This is a genomic window from Sphingobacterium nematocida, from assembly GCF_900168125.1.
Classification (GTDB): Bacteria; Bacteroidota; Bacteroidia; order Sphingobacteriales; family Sphingobacteriaceae; genus Sphingobacterium; species Sphingobacterium nematocida.
Genome location: NZ_FUZF01000024.1, coordinates 1 through 19,762 on the forward strand (window position 1 = coordinate 1; position 19,762 = coordinate 19,762).

Genomic DNA, 19,762 nt, shown 5'->3' on the forward strand with positions numbered 1-19,762 from the left:
CACAGGCATGATGACCTAAGGCTGAAGAGAGAAAGCTCTTTCCGCAGCCCGTAGCGCCGCTGATCAGTATCGGTTCTCCTTTTTTGATGTATTCACCGGTAGCCAATGTAGTTATCATTCCTTTGTCCAGCCCTCTGGTAGCTACCATGTTTATTTCTTCTATCGAAGCCTGGTAACGGAACCCCGCATTCTGTTTAAGTCGGTCAAACCGTTTTTCATCCCGTTCATCAGCTTCTGCCTGTAGCAGTAAGGCCAATCCTTCGGAAAAAGTGAGTTCTGTACTACGACGTGTTTCATTCAGTGCTTTCCAGTTGCGTTCCATTCCATGTAAACGCAACGATCTCATTTGTGTTTCAATGTTCATTTTTTATTATTGTTTTTGTTATTCTGTTCAGGCCGTACCTGTTTATTATATTCGTGTCCCATCGTTTGGCTGATCAAAGAGTTTGGGTTGACTACTTGCGTAATAGGCTCTACCTCTGATATTGGCATGCTCAGGTAAGGAGCGTTTCACAGCGTCCTCTTCCTGATTGTTAGCTGTACCGTTTTCGAGCACATTTCTAAAGTAGTAGTAGGTATATAGCTTGTTTTTTAGAACGTACTTACATGCTTTGTCAAACTCTTCTGTCGGGAAGTCCCTCTTTAACCTGAACAGCCCGTCACAGGTACGGAATAACTGTTCGGGATAGCGCGCCCGCTCAAAAAGAGCTTCGAGAAGTTCAAGGAACTCCGGAGAGTGTGCTCTTGCCCTTGTTAGATAAGTTTCATGAGATCGGTCTTTATGCGCCCGATGTTCGGATTTTAAGTGTTCCGCAACAGTTGTATAAGTGTTTTCCTGATAACTGCGTATATGTGTAGCAATCTGCTTACCCTGGCAATAGATCGATACCATACTACGCGTGTAAACGATTTTGACTTTTGTTCCGATATAGGTAAACGGCACGCTGTAATAATGCTTGTTGCGCTGGAGGTAGATATGTCCATTATTTCCTACTTTGAGCTCTGCGTAGTACTTTAACTCGAAGCGTTTGCCCGGTAGTTCATTCAACGTCGATTTTTCAGCACTTAAGAACCGTTCCTCACGACAGTATGGCTTTTGCTGCATCCGCGTCTGGTTATGCTTTAGCATACAGGATCTGATGGCATCATTGAGCGAATGGATGTCGAAGAACTGCCTGTTTCTCAGCGGAGCAAAAACACGGGTATAGATCATTTTTACCTGGTTCTCTACCAGTGATTTGTCTTTGGGCCTTCCTGCACGGGCCGGTACTACAACTGTACCGTAATGGTTGGCGAAGTCTTCCATGGACTGGTTTAAGATCGGTTCGTATTTATCGGCTTTGATTACTGCTGCTTTCAGATTATCAGGAACAATGGCCTTAGGCACACCTCCCAGAGCTTCTAGACAGCAGCTTAGGGCATACAAGAAGTCTGGAGTCTGCTGAGAAGGTACAGCTATGGCAAATGCATAGTCTGAAAAAGGCAGGCAGGCGACAAATACTTCACAGGCAATCAGCTCCCCTGTGGATCGGTCGATATAATGGAGCTTTTTGCCTGAGAAATCAATATACAGTTTGTCGCCGGCGATGTGTTCCATCACCATGCTGCCTTTTCGGGAGACAAGCTGTTGTCTTAAATGATAATTAAACTGCGGATAGCTATAGCCGGTCGGGTCACTCTCGATATACTCTTGCCAGAGCAACAGTTTAGTGACGCCCGTACGTTTAAGTTCTCTTTCATAATAATCGAGACGACTTTTTAGGTATTCAAACTTATCTGCTTTATAAGCAGGGTTACCGGCATGAAAAGATTTTTCCAGTAAAGGATCTTCCTGTTTAAGAAGTTCTTCTGTGTTGAATCCGCCATCGGCCATCTTTTTGAGATAAGACCTCACCGTATTCTTACTCATCCCAAGAATGCGGGCAATTGTTTTTATTCCACTGCCGCCCTGGTACAATCTAATTAATTGCTTTATCTGACTCATTTGTTTTGGTTTTCCAGCCATCAGTGATCCAAATTGTTTGGTCACTAAGTAACAAAAACTACTCGCAAAGGGGTCAGCTTGCTCCAGCGCAATGAACTAATAAATGTATTTAGGGGGTCAACATCAGCCAGTATGGCAGTTGAATATGGGCTTTAAACGCAATATGCCTCCCTAAAACTAATTCAATTTTGAGGGGTCACCTTGCTCCAGTATATCCACTTATCTACATTCCGTTTAGCCAGTTTGTAGATAAAGCTCTTACTATCATATTTTTTATTGCTTGAGTATAGCAATCTAAATGATGTATGTTGGTTGATCTTTTCTAAATTACACCATATTTCAAATGTTTTCCAAAGATTAACATTCTTATCACTAAAGGGGTTTGAAGCGCTTATAGAGTGTTTGTCCTGTTCAAATATTTTAGATATAGGATTATTTTCTAAAGCAACAACTACATCATCTTCAGTCTCAAGTGATACAAAATCAATATCCTTTATTGATAACCAAAAAAGAGCTCTTTCGAACTGATATAGATAACCCAAGATTGTGCCTGAGGCTGGTTTACCTAGTGCCATAATCAAAAACATGTTTATTGGTTGAGGAATATTTTACAATATATCTTTTTGTGTTCATTAAATTTAGTCCTGTAATTGATGTAAATATTTATCCAATATGCCTTATTTTTTGCTAAAAACCAATAGTCAATTGTACGTTTTGAGAATCTAATCCAATTTAAAGTTGTATCAGCGACAAAACTACTCGATTAATTGAATTGAAAATATGGGAAACCGTAATGATATGTAGTGTGAGTGTATTAAATAGGAGAGGAGTTGATGCTGTTGCCGTTAATAGAGGGAGGAGTCTACAGTGATTTGTATCCCAGATCTATTATAAGTATATAAATATAGCCTCCGCAGCCCAAGTCCGTAGGGACTATATCGTTTATTTGTATGTTTTTTAGCATTGTATAATTGCACCTTTTCAAAAAGAGTCGCTAGCGATGGCGGTGAGTATCTAAGGATGGATATTGTACTTTGTATGTAGTTTGTTAATTTGATTGTTTAATTCTATTAACTGGTCGAAATGTTTCACTGAATCTTCAATTTTCACTTCTTTTAACTCGTGGTTAGCACCACTGTTGATAATTGTTCGTCTTAAGTATGATTCATATGACACTCTTACATTCATCAATGTGGAAGTTCCTATGTAAACGAAATCGAATTGTCCTTTCAAGGCTATCATATCTTTGTCTACATTGTTTATAAAAGTTGACACCAATAGATCTTTTTCTTCTTTTTTTAAATTCGTTTTACTAAGAAAATTGTCGATTAGTTCCAAGTCTTTGTAATAAATTCGAAACAACCAATGGAATGTGGGAATTTTAGTGAATACGTCTTCAATTTTAGGTGTTGGATTAATTTTTGGGGCATTCGGATGTTTGGTTACATCGTTATATTTTTGATTACTTACTTCAACTTGTCTATACATTAAATCCAATATCCTGCTGAATTCCGTATTGCTATTATTGTCCTCTATTTCTTTCCTCTGTATCTCGATTTGTTCGCGTTGACTTTTGAAAGTTTTAATAAGGTAAATAGCTGTGATTATTGTTATAATAACCATAGTCCAATCCGCGACATTTCCCCATGCATCAGGAGTGAAAGGAACTTTTAAATACTCAGATTCAGGAAATTCTTTATTCAACACTAGCCAATTATTGACGAGAGCTATGCCTCCAAAAAATCCCATTATCCCTGTTACAATTGGAATTATTTTATTGTCAGACTTGTTACCCATTTTCCTCCTCTTTTTTCGTTCCTCTTTTCATTTTAATAATTACCACCTCCTTATTGGCCTTTCTAAATTTCCTGTCTTCCTCACTCTCTGTAAAAGAGCAGTTCGTAAGAAAATCTAAGAAAGGGGAGTTGACGTTGACTTCTACCGTCAATGGTGCCTTTTTATCTAGAGCCATGACATAATCAAGTAATCTAGCTGCCATACGCATTTCTCTAAAGTTGGGATGGACTGCTATGTTCACCAGCTCTCGGTTGTTCAGTTCGATAAAGCCTAACATACCGCGCACTTGATGCTTAATTTTGTATCGGGCAGTAACAGTGGAGCTACTAGCCATTTCAAGTAGTACTTCTGGAAGCTCTGATACTTCATCTAGAGCCGAGATATCATATAGTTCAGAGTAGGAGTACCTTGAGTCATCTATATTCCGTTGAAGCAATGTCTCGATTCCCGCCTGTCGTCTACACAGTTTTCTAATAGAGACACCTAGATCTTCAGCCGTGAATGGTTTATCAAAGTACTTGCGCAGGTGAATAAGAACGAATAGGGAAGTCTTGGGGGTAAAAAAGAACCCCTCACTGATCAAAAACTTTAAATAATGAGTCAGCGGTTTGTTTTCAACTTTCCGTTCGCCAGTGACTACTTTCTTTTTCCATTCCAGGTATTCAGGTTCTACGGCTATCTTGTGTTCAACACCATTTTTATCCTCCGTACGATCTTCATAGTTGACCGTAAAACGGTAAATAGTTGATTTCTTATTATAGTTGGCGGTACTCGTAAGCTTAACTTCTTCCTCGGCTCCTACATGAGCAGAAGGAAGTACATTAACAAAAGGAGTTTGGAATATCGGAACAAAAAGCGTCCACAGGTCTTGTTTAAATTTCTTCTTGTTCGTTGGGTCTAATATTTCGAAAAAATAACCATCAGATTTTCCTAATAGAAATGAGGCGTCCTCATCTGACAGAATTGAATCTTGTAGAAGATGGTACACGTTGCGAAGCACCTCGAAATCACTTCGAAGCATGATAACAAGTGGACTTTTTAATCTGGTATATTTTTTGACGTTCCCCAATTTAGATTAATAAAAACCTAAAATAAGGTTTTTATTCGATTGGAGCCAATAAAGCTCGATATTAGGAAAAGTATTTGCCGTTTTGAAGGTTTAATTTGTTAGCTTTTTCTGCTGCTTTTAATGCTTGTTCTATAATCAAAGAATTAGGTTTTCCATATTCATGGAGGTATTTGCTTGTATCGTCAGCGCTCATGCCGTTAATAAAGCAGTCTGCATTGATCATTTCGTTTATTACTAAAGTACAATCATCAATATTAGACAAACTAATAATCTCCTTGACAAATCTACTGCCGTCATCTTCCAACAAGTCTTCATCAGGAGGGTAATATAGTCTTATATCATCATTTAATTCATTTGCGATAGCTGATAGAACATGATGCGGATATTGAGATTTTATCACCATACTTTCAAATCCTGAAATTAAATTAGGATCACTACTGACAGCTGCTGATAGACCTCTTGCTGAACGACCTTTAACCAGCCTTCGTAGCTTAACCATGTTGATTGTAAATATTGCTGAACGTGATAATTTAACCATAATTGCAATTAAGAATATTCGATGCAAATCATGGCGATTGGAAAAAGTTGGAATTTTGTATTTTATGTATTATGTTTGTATTGTAATTAGCGGATTAACTAGTTGTTTTTCTGTTATTAAGTTGGCGAATGACGCTGCATCTTGTTTAGAAAACGTAGGAAATTTTCAGGAGAAACAAGGTTCAGGAGTCTAAGCCCCATTCTCTTATCTTTGTGAGGAGAGATGGGCGCTTGCTCTTGTTCTTTTCTCCGGGCTTCCTACGGCCTTCTGAAGGAATGAGGTAAGTCCCATCTCTTTTCAGATAGCCTCTTCTTATATAGATACTGTTGTTCATTGATGCCGTAACCAAGATGAACAATGAGAAAAAAACAAACAAAAAGAAAGATTAGAATTCCTCCTTAATCCTAAAGGAGTAGAAGTCATTTTTAATGACTTAGATCGTTGTATTTGCCAATTATTATACCGACAAAACTCAATTGTAAAACGAACAGGCGTTTCTTCGATTTCATTCAGTTAATTTTTTATTCGAACCAGTGACTAGTGATGAGTGACCAGTAACGATACTGGCGTGTCATTTAGGTTGCTAAAATTTACTTGAAAAATGAGACAATTTTTTAGGGGTGGGAGAGAACTGCCCTTTGAGCAGAGTGACAAAGTAACGCAGTTACAGAGTAACAAAGACCTTTCAAGTCGCCCAAAAGAAATAAATAAGTGCATACTAGCATGTGTGAGATTCCTCCGCTACGGTCGGAATGACGGGAGGAAAATAGGGAATATTATATTAAGGATTTTCTGTGTGTTGTTTAGTTGGTCATTGGTTTCTCCTGCTTTCGGGCAGGAGGCCAAAGGCCTAAACCAGACGGTACTGAGAGGTGTGGTTTCATCTATTCAAGACGGGAATCCTATCGAGGGGGCTTCGGTATCTGTGGATAAGAAGCACACGCGCACGGATAAGCAGGGGAGGTTTACGATTAGTGTAGATAAGCCTACAGGAGTATTATTAATAAAACACATCGGATACAAGGAGCAACGGGTTGCCTATGAGAATACGTCTACTACATTAAATATCGCCCTACAGACTGGTGAAAAACAGATTGAAGAAGTGGAAGTGGTATCTACCGGATACCAGAAGATACCAAAAGAAAGAGCTACGGGGAGCTTTGAGTTTATAGACTCGGCCTTATTTAACAGGAAGGTGTCTACGGACTTTCTGAGTAGGCTAGAGGATGTGGTGCCGGGATTGTCATTCGACAAGAGCTATGCCGCAAATCGTGGAAATGTTTTAAATATGAATGTTAGAGGTGTAAGTACTTTAGGATCCAATCTTTGGCCTCTAGTGGTTATAGATGGCGTGCCTTACGAAAATAGAATGGCGGATTACGGATTGGCCGCCTTTAATAATATCAATCCTAATGATGTAGAGAATATTACTGTATTAAAAGACGCGGCGGCGGCTTCGATATGGGGCGCACAGTCTGGCAATGGTGTTATCGTAATTACGACCAAACGAGGTAAATTTAATCAGAAGGCGCAGATTGCTTTTAATAGTAACCTAACCGTCGTTCAGAAACCTGACCTCCATAAATATAAAGTACTGCCAACTGCGGATTACATTGATATCATACGTGTTTTTTATGATAAAGGGAGATACAATTCAAGCCTGAATCAGTGGAATAGGAATGTAGATCCTCTCATATGGCTACTGAAAAACGCTACGGATAAAAAGATAACTGAAGAAGAATTGGAGGCAGAGCTCGACCGCTTGAGCCAGATTGATCAGCGCGATGACTTTATGAAATACATCTATCGCCCACAGATCAAACAGCAACATAGTCTCCGGTTGTCACAGGGTTCGGACAAGCTTAATTTTTCTCTGGGATTAGGTTACGATCATAATCTGGGGCAACTCGTCACCGAAGACTACCAACGTATTAATGTGAAGGGTGCTGTGCAGGCGCGCCCGATTAAAAATCTTTTGCTGGACATCTCGACGACCTATACGGAGTCCAAGAAAAAAGAGAGTTGGGATTACGTTCATTATAATGGATTGGCCAAAGGTGTGTCAAATCCCCCGTATATGCAATTGGCTGACGCAAACGGTAATCATCTACCTGTAGATATTTCCGGGCTTAGCCCAGCTTATCGGGATACTGTAGGTGGAGGAAGATTACAACCCTATACATACATACCCTTGGACGAACTTTTTCTAACGGAGCAGATACAGAAGACCCGAGAGGTCCTTTTACAGTTGGATGCGAGTTACAAGTTTGATTTTGGACTTGTTTTGAGTGGGTTGTACGCTTATCAGCGTAATCATAACCCGATCAGTAATTGGCGTAGTGGACAGACTTTTACCATAAGAGACTATGCCAATGCCTTCGCTCAGTGGGATGCAAATAAAATAGTTTGGAATCATCCACTTGGAGATAATTTGGTTGGTCTGGACTGGAATCATTACGCGCATCAAGCAAGGTTTAACCTCTCATTTGACCGTTCATTTAGTGACTTACACAGTGTGAGTTTGTTGGGAGGAGTTGATGTAAGGGAGGTACAGAAAGAGTTGAAAGTGCACCAGTATTATGGTTACGATCCTAATACGGGGACTTTCAAGCAGGTAGAGTTCGGACGGGAAATTAGACGCTTTAATGGCAAAGGAGGAGTGAGCAGGATAATGGATTACAATCGTATGGAATCTCTCACTAACCGCTTTATGGCTTTCTATATGAATGGTTCCTATACGTTTAAGCAGCGTTATATCTGGTCGGGGAGCTTTCGTAGAGATGCTTCCAATCTTTTTGGTGTCAAAGCCAATGATCGTGGACAGCCTTTCTGGTCCACAGGTTTAGCTTGGGTACTGTCTAAAGAAGATTTTATGACGGATAGCTATTTCAATTACCTGAAGCTACGCACTACCTACGGCTACAATGGTAATGTCAATAATAGCACATCGCCACTACCGATAATGACCCTTGAAAGTCAACAGCACTATATTACCGGACAGCCGTATGGTTTTATCAATAGACCTCCCAATCCGAATCTGCGTTGGGAGCGTGTCGCAAATCTCAATTTTGGTCTAGACTTCGGCACTAGGAATGGCTTGTTTTCGGGATCGATTGAATACTATCACAAGCGTGCAAAAGATCTGATAGCACAGGCCGAGGTAGATCCATCAGTGGGTTTTACGCACCTGACAGTCAATACAGCTGATCTATTGACCAAGGGCTGGGATATCTCTATCAATGCAAAGCCTATAGGTAATAAGACTTGGGAATGGAATTCTAATCTGGTATTTTCTAATGCCCGCACAAAAGTATTAAAGGCTTATACAGCGAATGATATGGCCATGTACAATGTGAGCAGAGCTTCATCGGTATTAATGACACCTTTCGAGGGGAGGGATCTCTACAGCCTGCTCGCATTCGATTGGGCCGGACTCGATCCAGTCGATGGTATGCCACGTGCCTATTTGAATGGTGAGATTACCAAGGATTATAACGAATTGTTGTATGGAAAAACATCCTCTTTAAAAGAGTTTGGCACACAGAAGCCACGCTATTTCGGCTCTTGGCGTAACAGCTTGCGATACAAGAACATTGACCTGTCCTGGAATATTTCTTACCAGCTGGGACATAAATTTATTAGAGAAACGTTCCGAGCGGATTTTTTCTATGAACAAGGAGTGGGCCATCCTGACTATGCTTTACGCTGGCAGCAACCGGGAGACGAGGCTTGGACGGATGTTCCGGTATTTGCCTACCCGATAAAAGCAACCGCCAATCAGGTCTACGGGAGCTCATCTGCGCTGATCGAACGAGGTGATCAGATCAAGCTACGGGATATACAGGCAAGTCTTGTTATCCCCACGTTATCGCGATACGGGATTAAGAATCTTAGGGTATATGCTTACGTGCAGAATATAGGTACCCTATGGCAAGCCAATAAGAAGGGGATAGATAACGAATATGGTGCCAGTATTCCAGATCCGTTATCGACTTCTTTAGGGATTAATTTTAACTTTTAACGTATAAAAGAATGAAACAGTTACAATATGTAGTTGCACTTATTTGTCTACTTGGCCTTTCAGCCTGTAATCAATTTCTTGACAAAAAACAGGACATCAAGATGGTAGTGCCCCAATCCATAGAAGATGCTACGCACTTACTGAATGATTATGGAACCATGAATATGGGCTACCCGATTTGGGGCGAGTTAGGTGTGGATGACTATTACAATTCTAAAGTAGTGTGGGAGTCGGCTACAGAAGATCAGCGTAATACATATCTGTGGAGGGATAGGCCCTATACGGATGTAACACAATGGCAGCGCCCCTATAAGGCAGTGTACTATGCTAATCAGACAATGGATATATTGAGTAAGGTGGATGCCGATCAGGATCGTGCCAATTTTAATAGGAACCTAGGTTCAGCATATTTCTTTAGGGCGTTTGTCTTTCAATTATTGACAGAGGTGCATTGTCCCGCGTATCAGGCGAGTGCGGCATCCAGCGAATTAGGCATTCCACTGCGATTGAGTCCCGGAGTAGATGATGGATCCACTCGGGCTACTTTGGAGCAGACCTATGATCAGATATTAAAGGATTTTAAAGAAGCAGTGCGGTATCTTCCTGTTAATGAATCTGTACGAGGCAGACCATCGAAAGCAGCAGCCTACGGCGGATTAGCCCGTACTTATCTGAATATGGGGGATTTTACCAATGCTTATCGCTATGCAGATTCCTGTTTGCGACTTGCCCCTGAATTGATGGATTATAATACACTGAAAGCAACTGATGAATATCCTGTAAAACGATTCAATGTAGAAGTTCTCCTACCCATATCGAGTGTGTCTGCTGGATTGATGTCGGGCACGAATGCAATGGTCGATCGGGATCTTTATAGCTCATATGCAGCTGATGATATGCGCAAGGTTGTTTTCTTCAGGCCCAGTCTAAATCAAGTTGGAGATTTCTTTTTCAAAGGTGGATACGGAGAGAATGCTTTCGAACTGTTTATGGGGATCACTAATAGCGAAATATATCTCGTGAAGGCTGAGACAGCTACTCGTATCGGTAAGATCCCTGAAGCATTACTAGCCCTGAACACCTTACGAAAGTCTAGATGGAAGAAAGAAGTTGTCTACCCTATAATAACTGAAACAGATCCAGAACGATTATTGAAAACAGTTTTGGAGGAGAGACGTAAAGAGTTAGTTTTTAGGGGGCGGCGATGGGCTGATCTCAAGCGACTCAATCTAGATGATCGGTTTAAGAAGACTTTAAACCGTCAATTGGATGGAGAGCAGTACGTGCTGCCTGCAGGTGATCTACGGTATGCGTTTCGCCTGTCGGAGACATTGGTCAGCATAGGCGGTATACCACAAAATAAAAGATAACAGATGCAATATTTAATATTACTTATAAGCTTGGTTCTAGGAACTGGGATTTTACAGGCTCAGCCCAAGTGGAGGCCTGATTTGACTAAACGGCTGTATGTAGGGGATACATTTACAGCACCATCTACCGTACAGTTAATGCGGGGTGGGCTGAAAAGAGTAGATTGGAGGACACTGGAAAACAAAGTCGTGTTATTGGACTTTTTTGATACGTCCTGTGGTACTTGCATTGAGTCTATGCCCAAGCTTCAGCAATTGCAGAGTCAATATCCTAATATATTTGAGGTCATTATGGTCGGTTGGCAGGATAGGGCTACTTTAGAAAAATTGTTTTCATCGAATGCCTATCTTAAGGAGAACAAAGTAAATCTTCCTGTAATCTATGCAGACAGCTACCTCAAAAGTTTGTTTCCGCACCGCTCGGTACCACATGCTGTTCTCCTTTATCAAGGCAAGGTACAAGCGATAACGACAAGCAACTTTATTACGGCAGAGAGTATTCAAAAGCTTTACTATGAGAAAAGCATTCAGTTACCGTTGAAAGATGATTATGGTAAGCGGGAGCTATCAGATAGCGATAAGAAAATCGGAGTTACGATTACGGGGTATAAGGATGGTGTGCCTTATCAAGGCTGGAAATTCGAAACGGATAGCGCAAATGGTTTGATCAAAAGTTCATTGTATAATGCTTCGATTTTTGCAGCATTGAGAGCGCTTGCGTCAAGAGGGAAATTACAGCAGTCGAATTACATGCCTCGCATGGACCGACTGGTCTGGAATGTAAGGGATTCGACGCGATATTATAATTTTGAAAATGATCCTTATTGGGATATTTCGAATAAGGTCTGCTACGAACGCTATGACAGTATAGCTCGGCCAGACTCGTTGCAAGCGCGGATTGTGTTAAAGGATCTTGAGACATTCTTGGGGGTAAAAGTCTCTAGGGGGATGAAACTCATGAGGGTATTGGAGTTGAACACTACTACACTAAAAGCTTATCAAGCTCCAAAAGATCAGGAGTCTATGACTTATATTGGCACAGCCGTATTTGCAGGCTTTACAGATTTAAAGGAGATGTTTCCACCTGTTGTCGATAATGTCAAATCCGATGTGAAGATGGAGATTCACCCTTACAGAACACTAGAAGAGCTTAATAGACAATTGGCTACCTATGGCATAAAAGCAGAATATGGAAGTCGTGATATAGAAGTACTCGTAATCGAGGAGTTTTCGAAAGAGGATAACTAGCTGTTAAATTATAAGGGCATGGAGATCATCCATGCCCTTTCTAAAGTCTAGCAATGCTTATTTTAGTTGATCAGCCCTAGGAATCAACTTTTTGAACGTAATCCATTAAGGATTAACGCGCCTTTAACTGTACATTAGGTTCGTTCGCCTGAAACTCTAGAGCTCGTACCATTTCGGATAAAAGAGATGCATCCAAAATAGGCTTGTCGCTTCCGTTGTTCGTTGCATTAATAGCACAGATTCTTTGTTCTGTGGTACCACAACTAGGAGGTGTCGTCGCTAATGTATAGTGATTCGGATTTGATGGATCCGAACCTGTATAATTAAACCATGCCATAACTGTATGATTTTAATTAACTAACTATCATAATTTGTTTTAACTGATCCTTATCCACTGCTTATTAACTTAAGATCTTACAGTCATCACCGATCTCATTGCGTCCAATTTTTTTGATCAGTCATAGGCCCTTTCCTTGCCTCTCCCGAGGACTTTTCTAAAGACGACGTCAGGACTCCTTATTGGTCATCTCGTTAATGTCTTACCGCCTCACGGGTATACCGCAAATCTACGCCGTATCCGCTTGAATAACGGGCGGTAGCAGTAGCTCCGATTTCTACCACCCAGATAGCGCATAGGGTAGGTCTGCCCCCATAAGGGATGGCCTATAGCTGCGGAGGCTATCCGCAAGGCGCTGTGTGTACCTGCTTGTGCTGTACCTGATGGATGATATGTCGCTACTGCTGTCATTGTTTTTGTTGTTATCTAGTTATCCCCGACTATGTCGGGACTTCGTTTCACTACGCAAGTGAACGAGTGATCTTGTTTATAGTGTTATTATATAGTTATGTTATTGTCTTTAGCAAAGATAGAGAGGGGGTGCTGCGATCTGGTTGTAATAATTTCCCCCGTCAGTTGTAAAAATCGGACGGCACGTGTTTATTACTGATATTGACTGGGAGCTACGTCGTACTTATCCTTAAAGGCGTTGCTGAAGGCAGGGATATCGTGGTAGTGCAAGATGAAGGTGACTTCTTTTACGCTGGAACCGCTTTTTAGCAGTAGGACAGACTCTTCTAGTCGTCTATCGCTGATGTGCTGCGATAGGTTCTTGTCGTATAGCTTCTTATGGGCTTTATGCAGGCGCTTTTGACTGATCTTAAATTTGGTACTTAGTTCTCGGATGCTGGGTATCACCTTGTTGTTTGCTAAGCAGTGCTCGATATGTTGGTGTATAGTCTCTATTTTTTGTGCTAGGGGATGGATCGGTACGGGTTCGGGATTTTCCTGTTGGGCATGTAGGCTTTGTAAACGCCCCACAGCAGCATAGATGTTGGTATCCTGTTGGATGCCCGTTATGTTGGGGTGCTCTAGTATGTAGTAAAGCTCCGTTAGCATATCGGCCGTGATGGGTGCTGGCGTACTACGGTATAGGCGATCTGGTAGCAGGATCTGGGGCATATCCGTTGCCGGGGGTACCTGAGTATCCCGATGTTTGTCTAGCCAGTCGGTCACGATGTTGTACCCAACGATAAGGTGGCGGCCTGGAGGTACATAGCTCAAGAAGTCGCCGCATGCAGCATAGATCTGGTGCTGGTAGCCTTCGGGCAGGAGGAGTCCATGATCTGTTAGCTCATCAATGCCGTAACCGCCCTGTAGCATATACTGCCAGTGTATATCGGGATGCCTGATCGATACCGGTAGGTAGAGCGACTCCTTGGCCTCGACCTCGATGCAGTAGGGCAGGATGTACTTGCTCTTGTACCATTGTATACTGCACCAGCTGTCATCGATATACCAGCTCTTGGCCTCGCCGTAGGCCATACGGTAGCTGCTACCTCGCGGTAGTTCCCGGCTCTCGCGGGCATGGGGGTAGTAGCGCTGGGGCTGGACAATAAGGCTTCGTATCATTTGTGTGATTGTTCTGCTATTAGTCGGATAGCCGTGCTGGTTTTCGGCTCAGCACGGCTATCTTCCTAATAGGGTACGCTCGTTACCTGTACTGGATACGGATCGATACCTGCTGGCTCTCGCTTATAGCCTGCGATTGAACATTCTGGGAGGTGATTCCCATTTTCTCCAGTACCACATCCTTGGGCGTCTGCTCTTCGCTGCTGCGGCCTTTGTAGGGTTGCACCTGCTTGTCGAATAGGACGAGCTGCCCGGCATCCCAGCTGTCTGCCACGGCATCGGCTATCTGTTGTTTGAATGCGGGGGATAGATCTTGGAGCTGCACTTGTTGGCTGCTGCTCATTTCGAAGGTGTCTAATAGCCATCCGTCTATATCGGTGCGGATGCGATTGGTTACGACCAGCCTGACGGCAGGTGGTAGGTTCAGTACATTGGCCTGCGTGTTGGCAAAGCCTGCGTTGTCAAAATTCTGTTTCATACATAAATAATTTGTTCTCTCAAAATTAAAAACTGTGTCTTTTGGTTACAATGGGTCAGAAGGGGCAAAAGTGCCGAAGTACACGAAAATGTACCTCAGTTTTGGCCTTTTGGAGCGAAATGATGATATGGGGGTTGCAAAAATGTAGTAATGGTCTGCGAAATAGGGGCGTTTATTTTGTTGGTGTTGATATGTGTTCTACTTTTTTTGTATATTTAGGGTTCTGATTTATTGACCGATACAGATTTTTTTTGGAATATTATGGACTTATCTAAACAGGAAAGACGAACCTATTTTGGGATTAATTGGTATAATGTTATTTTTCATATTGGCCGTGGGCTTCTCATCGTTATGGTAGCTGCTATCATCGCTGTCGTCACGAATCTGAGACACCGGATCATCGAGGGCGAGCTAAAGGTGGGCGCGGGAATACTGTTGCTGCTGCTGGGTACTACCGTGTTGAATATTATTTACGCCGTTTGGGTGTCGGCGGTCTATCGCTGGGTATTCGGTAGGCTGGCAGATCAATCAAGAATACTTAAAAATACCATATATATGGTTGGAGCTATGCTGCCTGTTGTGGGGCTGAATATGATCTTGCTCCAGATACTGGTATTCTCGCATCTGGGGATGATATTTAAATCAGCGTACTGGCTCACGGACTTTCCGTTTTTCTTTGTCCCGCTACTGCTATATGTGCTGGCAGTACTATACTGGGCGCCAGCCCGCCTCTTGGGGCAGGTGGGGGTCGAAGATCGCAAGAAGCGGGCTGCGAATTATCTGGATTCATGGTTGAAGAGTCGGAAGATGTTGTTTTTGATGAGTTACCTGGACCTGGTCTACGGATCGGCTGTGATCTATGTGGATAATAAGGTGCGGATAAAGGATATTTTAATGATCTCCCTTGAGGATGGGGTGTATTTCTTCATACTGCGCGACGGTACGAAAATAGCTACTTCACTCAACTCGGTGGATATCGAGAAATGGTTACTCGCCAATTGGTTCCTGACAACGAAGCGGGGTACTTATGTAAATATGCTGTACGTTGAGCAACCTAAGGTAGGGGACAAGGTTTTGAAACTGACTCATTCGGTGAATGAGAGTATTAGAGATAATAGCAGTTATGCGAAGATCAATTCGGGATTGAATGTGAATCGTAGGCAGCAGCCTAAACTGGATGCATTTCTGCTTGACAGGGAATCGCTATCGCACGAAGGCTGGGACGAGATGATCGCGCTATAAAGAGATTATATGTTTATTATTTATTGTTAACCGGCTGTATAGGAAAGGGGCCAGCGATGGCGTCTTTCGGGTTTTTCGGTTTATAGCCCCAATTTACGGAATAACCATGGAACATCTTCCTAAAGATATCGCTATACACCTAGTCGAAATACATAGCTATGCACGCGAAATGCGTGATTACATGCTGCAGATACGGGATTGCTTATTGGCGCAGCATGCGGTGCAGCAACCCTCAATGCGCGAACGGAAGTTGCTGGATATCGAGCAGGTTCTGGATATACTGCGTATCGGCCGTTCGACCTATTACCGCTTTGTAAATGCAGGCAAACTGGTACCCCGCAAAGTCGGGGAGCGTCACTGTTATTACGTCGAAGATCTGGAAGAGATGATACAGGAAAGCAAACGCAGGGGGCGGATCTAATTAAACTTTATAGACTTTTTCTTTGACAGCTCTTCGGCTACTGTTCGGTTACTGTTCGACTCTTGTTCGGCTGTTGTTCGACACTGCTTCGGGATTGCTTCGAGACTGGTTCGGGACTGATTCGGCTGCTGTTCGGTCGGTGTTTTACTGCGCTTCGGCTGGGCTTCGCCCTGCTGTCGAACGGCAGCCATAGCCGAGTCGAAGCATAGCCAACTTAGGCTCCTGTAGGGGGCGATATGATTGGGGAGCAATGCCGATCCGCAGTTGATAATAAGGAAGGCCTGCACTCCTGCAGGCCTGTACTGTTATTTACTGCCAGTCTAGTGTATCTTCTATGGCTGGACCTTTTTTTATCTTTTCTTTTATAGCCTCGATGGTTTTATTGTATTGATCGACTGTTTTTTGGTCGGCTCCGATCTGTAGATCTTTGCACCATTGGATCGCCTGCGGCAGGGCTTTGGGATCGCTGCAGTACATCTGGTATTGGGTGATCATCATGTCCTTGAAGGAAGCTCCTGCTCTGCCCTTTAAGATATTATAACGGTAGATGGCGTTTATTTCATCGCCCATCTTGCTCCATTCTTTAAATTTGTATTGTGCAGGTACAAGATAGCATAACCATTCTGATGCCTTGGGGTGGTCAGATTTGGTGAGATAGGCTAAGATGGTCGTGTATGTGCTGTCTTCCAATGGATTGCTGTGCCCATATAAATACTTGATGCTGCTCATGCCGTATAGTTTGTTAATCTTGCCCTCGATTTTACCTTCGCCGAAAAGTTTAGCAAATTCTGCTCGATGATCCATGATGTATAGCATCTCTCTGCTAGCGGGATCTTCTACGTATTTGAAGAAAATAGGAAATACTTCTGGTTTTTTAAGATTCTCTAGTGGGCCGGCCAAGAAGTCCTTGGAAATATGATTCATTTTTTGCACCTCGCCAGCGTTGTGTAGCACCTCCATATAATCCAGAATGAAATCGGTAGAGCGGTCTCCGCTTTCATAACGGGCATCCATGGCTATACTGTTTTTCTTGGGATCGATCCCGCGACGGAATCTAGCCATCAGTTCGTCGCCCTCCATTTTTCCATACATACGGTGCATCAGCTTGCCTTCTTGGTCTAGGATCAAGAGTACAGGTTCGCCCACGACATGGTATACATTCTGAAGCCGCTTTTTCTCTTCGCCGGTATTGTAATCTACCGAAACAAAACGTGCGTTGATAAAATCTGCAACACTGTCCAGCGTGAGCACTTTCTGTTTGATGTAGAGGCAGGGCTTACAGGTGATAGAACCGAAGTCCAGGAATATCAGCTTGTTTTCGGTCTTGGCCATTTGAAGCACCTCGCTAAAAGGGAGATTCTCCTTGAGATTGACCTTTCGGTTTTGAGCACTGATGCTGCTAGTGAATAGGGTTAGAAAAATGCTAAATGCTATTATTAATTTATTGCGAGTTCTCATGTCTTTGATATTATAACTGTTCTGAAAATCTGAATCCATCTAAACAAAAATAGGGCGGGGTATTCATCTTGCCGGCGGTCTTGTCGGAGGAATCGAGTTGAAATAAAATTTTGTCTACTTTTCCTAGACTGCTTAGCTCCATGGGCATCCAGTCGACGATGGTGAAGTTGCGTAGGAGGGCATCGGAGCGCCGATCGGCCAGTAGAAATTCTACTTTTGCGGTTTCTACATCGTTTTGATAGCCTGTAGCGATAACCTTGACATAGTCCTTGGCGGTGATGTTAAGCGCTCTTGTGCCCGGGGAAAACGTAAAGCCAAGTGTAGCATTGCCCTGACCGTAGTTGATAGTCTGCCATACCTGGGTGGTGTTGGCTACCAATACGCGGTCTACCTGTATAGGGCGGTCAAAACGGACGAAAGCGTTGTCGTCGTTGGTCTTGGCGACTAGGAAGTTGCCTCCGGCGTGCACAATATTGGTGTATACACTGAATCGGGTACTATCTACAGCACCGGCATTGGTGACGTATAGACGATGATTGCGATTGGATACCGCAAATCCGCTCCAATCATTGCCATTTTTCTGGACATTAAAGGTCGCTAACTTGACCTTAAACGGTTCGCTGGGTATCAGATGTTGAAAGCGGCCGACGTTAATGTTCTCAAATAAGATATCGGTCGCAAGCTCTTGATAAGCATCCGGGCTTTTTTCTTCCTTTTTGCAACCTGTCCAAACAAAAAGTATCAAGAGACAGGTATATATAAATTGATTGTTCTTCATAACTAATAGACTAGACTTTCGTAACTTGGATTTTGCTTTATTAGCTTGTTGAATTTTATTTCTGAAGTAGGAATAGGCCAAACGAATCTGTCCTCTTCTAATGCTACTGTCCCGCCTCTGAATTCGTAGATCATGGCCTGCCCATTGGCTCCTTTGAGACGTAGGGAAGCCATCCAGTCGGCATCATTCTCCAGGTTCAATTCTTTAAAATATTCATCAAATAGAAGCTTCTCGAATGCGGTAGGAGTAGCCGGAGCCAAGGGGCCTAGATTGGATCTGAAGCGTATGGTGTTGATAGGGCCTACAGCTGCAGTCAACGGCTCGCCGGTGCGGTATTTTAACTCGGCCTGCATTAAATACAATTCGGTAAGACGTAAGAAATAGGTGGTATACTTGTCATTGTCGCCACCGATAAAGCGTCCTTTGCGGCAGAGTTTTTTTGGACGAAAATTGGTCGTATTGGGCGTGAGCGATGGGTATCTTACCATTCCCCAGCCTTCGCCAAAACGCGAATCGCTTTCAAGAATAGCTTTTGCGAGGGTGACGGTCGGCAAGCCTGTGATGGCGTAATTGTAACCGTAGGTAAAATTATAGGCAGACACTACATCGTCGGTCTGCTCGCGATAGCGGCAGAAAAGGAGTTCTTTTGAATCCCAGCTGTTCTCGTAGAGCTTGGTCAATGATGGTTCAAGTATTATCCCGACTGCTGTCGCCTCTTGGATCACGTCGTTGACCAATACCAGGGCTTCCTTATAATCGTTGTCCCAGCCGCGGTTAAGGAGCAACTTGGCTTTTAGACCTTTTGCGAGCTGTTTGGAAACACGTTTGCCGGTGCTGTAGTTGGGACAATTGGCAATGGCTTCATCCAGATCGGCAATGATCCTATCATACGAGTCTTTTATGTTTAGACGGGGTTGATAGACATTGGTCAGTTCGGCCATCTGATCTCTGAATATAAGTCCGTATTCGGAGCTTGGTTCGTCACGCCAGCGCCCGAAGTACCAAAATGTATAGAGGTGGGCAAATGCGCGTAGGCCTTTGGCTTCGGCTAGTATTTCTTTTTTCCGGGCAGGGTTTTTAAAACTGTCATCAGGCAGTTTGGATACATTTTCCAGTACGGCATTGGCTCTATTAATGGTGGTGTAGAATATTTTCCACAGGGCATCATTATCGCCGGTAGCTTGCATATTCATGTTGTAGGCAGAGCTGTTGTACTGGTACGAACCGAGCATGGAGCTAAAGCCTCCTGAAAATCGTGCCGTATAATCATTGGAGCCAACAGCCGCGTAGGCACCATTGAGCAGATTCTGTGCAGAATTCTCGTCGGTGATAGCTGCTTCTGGTGTGAGCAGGTATTTGGGATCCTGGGTGATGAAATCTTCGCAGCCGATGAAGGTCAGACCGAGGAATATACTGAGTGTGATACGTAAAATTAGAGTCTTCATAATC

At 43.0% G+C, this 19,762-nt stretch carries 19 protein-coding genes; 5 read left to right on the forward strand and 14 right to left on the reverse strand.

Annotated features, from left to right (window positions below; translation table 11 throughout):
* From B5X76_RS19505 to B5X76_RS19530, 6 genes are all read right to left on the reverse strand, one after another.
* Positions 1-364: ATP-binding protein (locus tag B5X76_RS19505; RefSeq protein WP_176141138.1), on the reverse strand; the 364-nt coding region annotated here is incomplete at its 3' end.
* 45 nt (positions 365-409) lie between these two features.
* A complete protein-coding gene (gene istA, locus B5X76_RS19510) occupies positions 410-1,984 on the reverse strand; it encodes an IS21 family transposase (protein WP_245801088.1) in 1,575 nt (524 codons plus the stop codon).
* Between the two features lie 182 nt (positions 1,985-2,166).
* A complete protein-coding gene (locus B5X76_RS19515) occupies positions 2,167-2,559 on the reverse strand; it encodes a hypothetical protein (protein ID WP_139375408.1) in 393 nt (130 codons plus the stop codon).
* Positions 2,560-2,998: 439 nt separating this feature from the next.
* Complete coding sequence (locus B5X76_RS19520; protein WP_079645608.1) at positions 2,999-3,781, reverse strand: hypothetical protein; 783 nt, start codon at positions 3,779-3,781, stop codon at positions 2,999-3,001.
* Complete coding sequence (locus B5X76_RS19525; RefSeq protein ID WP_079645609.1) at positions 3,774-4,802, reverse strand: hypothetical protein; 1,029 nt, start codon at positions 4,800-4,802, stop codon at positions 3,774-3,776. The genes B5X76_RS19520 and B5X76_RS19525 overlap by 8 nt, the downstream gene beginning before the upstream one ends.
* A 109-nt stretch (positions 4,803-4,911) precedes the next feature.
* Positions 4,912-5,388: a hypothetical protein gene (locus tag B5X76_RS19530; RefSeq protein WP_139375409.1), complete on the reverse strand. Its 477-nt coding sequence runs from the start codon at positions 5,386-5,388 to the stop codon at positions 4,912-4,914.
* Positions 5,389-5,989: 601 nt separating this feature from the next.
* On the opposite strand from B5X76_RS19530, the gene B5X76_RS19540 reads away from it, so the two are divergent.
* The 3 genes from B5X76_RS19540 to B5X76_RS19550 are packed head-to-tail and all read left to right on the forward strand — an operon-like array spanning position 5,990 to position 12,027.
* The gene (locus B5X76_RS19540; RefSeq protein WP_079645612.1) at positions 5,990-9,409 is read left to right on the forward strand and encodes a SusC/RagA family TonB-linked outer membrane protein; all 3,420 of its coding nucleotides are present in this window, start codon (positions 5,990-5,992) and stop codon (positions 9,407-9,409) included.
* An 11-nt stretch (positions 9,410-9,420) separates the two neighbouring features.
* Positions 9,421-10,779 carry a RagB/SusD family nutrient uptake outer membrane protein gene (locus tag B5X76_RS19545; protein WP_079645613.1) on the forward strand — a complete coding sequence of 453 codons (1,359 nt, stop codon included), beginning with the start codon at positions 9,421-9,423 and terminating at the stop codon, positions 10,777-10,779.
* A gap of 3 nt (positions 10,780-10,782) precedes the next feature.
* Complete coding sequence (locus B5X76_RS19550; RefSeq protein WP_079645614.1) at positions 10,783-12,027, forward strand: TlpA family protein disulfide reductase; 1,245 nt, start codon at positions 10,783-10,785, stop codon at positions 12,025-12,027.
* A 112-nt stretch (positions 12,028-12,139) separates the two neighbouring features.
* Here the strand turns inward: B5X76_RS19550 and B5X76_RS19555 are convergent, their stop codons facing one another.
* The 4 genes from B5X76_RS19555 to B5X76_RS19565 form a co-directional block, all read right to left on the reverse strand.
* Positions 12,140-12,364, reverse strand: a complete 225-nt coding sequence (locus B5X76_RS19555) for a hypothetical protein (RefSeq protein ID WP_079645615.1) — start codon at positions 12,362-12,364, stop codon at positions 12,140-12,142.
* Between the two features lie 210 nt (positions 12,365-12,574).
* Positions 12,575-12,775: a hypothetical protein gene (locus tag B5X76_RS21805; RefSeq protein ID WP_139375410.1), complete on the reverse strand. Its 201-nt coding sequence runs from the start codon at positions 12,773-12,775 to the stop codon at positions 12,575-12,577.
* Positions 12,776-12,967: 192 nt separating this feature from the next.
* A complete protein-coding gene (locus tag B5X76_RS19560; RefSeq protein WP_176141139.1) occupies positions 12,968-13,849 on the reverse strand; it encodes a helix-turn-helix domain-containing protein in 882 nt (293 codons plus the stop codon).
* Between the two features lie 169 nt (positions 13,850-14,018).
* Complete coding sequence (locus tag B5X76_RS19565; RefSeq protein WP_079645617.1) at positions 14,019-14,414, reverse strand: hypothetical protein; 396 nt, start codon at positions 14,412-14,414, stop codon at positions 14,019-14,021.
* A 261-nt stretch (positions 14,415-14,675) separates the two neighbouring features.
* Here B5X76_RS19565 and B5X76_RS19570 point away from each other — a divergent pair, with 261 nt between their 5' ends.
* Both B5X76_RS19570 and B5X76_RS22170 read left to right on the forward strand, forming a co-directional pair.
* Complete coding sequence (locus B5X76_RS19570) at positions 14,676-15,656, forward strand: hypothetical protein (protein WP_139375411.1); 981 nt, start codon at positions 14,676-14,678, stop codon at positions 15,654-15,656.
* Between the two features lie 106 nt (positions 15,657-15,762).
* A complete protein-coding gene (locus B5X76_RS22170) occupies positions 15,763-16,077 on the forward strand; it encodes a helix-turn-helix transcriptional regulator (RefSeq protein ID WP_079645619.1) in 315 nt (104 codons plus the stop codon).
* Here B5X76_RS22170 and B5X76_RS19580 read toward each other — a convergent pair.
* Genes B5X76_RS19580 through B5X76_RS19595 form a run of 4 tightly spaced genes read right to left on the reverse strand, consistent with a single transcriptional unit; the run spans position 16,074 to position 19,758 of the window.
* Positions 16,074-16,364, reverse strand: a complete 291-nt coding sequence (locus B5X76_RS19580) for a hypothetical protein (protein WP_139375412.1) — start codon at positions 16,362-16,364, stop codon at positions 16,074-16,076. The two genes, B5X76_RS22170 and B5X76_RS19580, sit on opposite strands and share 4 nt — an antisense overlap.
* Before the next feature lie 22 nt (positions 16,365-16,386).
* Positions 16,387-17,535: a thioredoxin family protein gene (locus B5X76_RS19585; protein WP_176141140.1), complete on the reverse strand. Its 1,149-nt coding sequence runs from the start codon at positions 17,533-17,535 to the stop codon at positions 16,387-16,389.
* A gap of 10 nt (positions 17,536-17,545) precedes the next feature.
* On the reverse strand, positions 17,546-18,313 hold the full coding sequence (locus tag B5X76_RS19590) for a DUF4465 domain-containing protein (protein ID WP_079645622.1): 768 nt from the start codon (positions 18,311-18,313) through the stop codon (positions 17,546-17,548).
* 2 nt (positions 18,314-18,315) lie between these two features.
* The gene (locus tag B5X76_RS19595; RefSeq protein ID WP_079645623.1) at positions 18,316-19,758 is read right to left on the reverse strand and encodes a RagB/SusD family nutrient uptake outer membrane protein; all 1,443 of its coding nucleotides are present in this window, start codon (positions 19,756-19,758) and stop codon (positions 18,316-18,318) included.
* Positions 19,759-19,762: the final 4 nt, after the last annotated feature.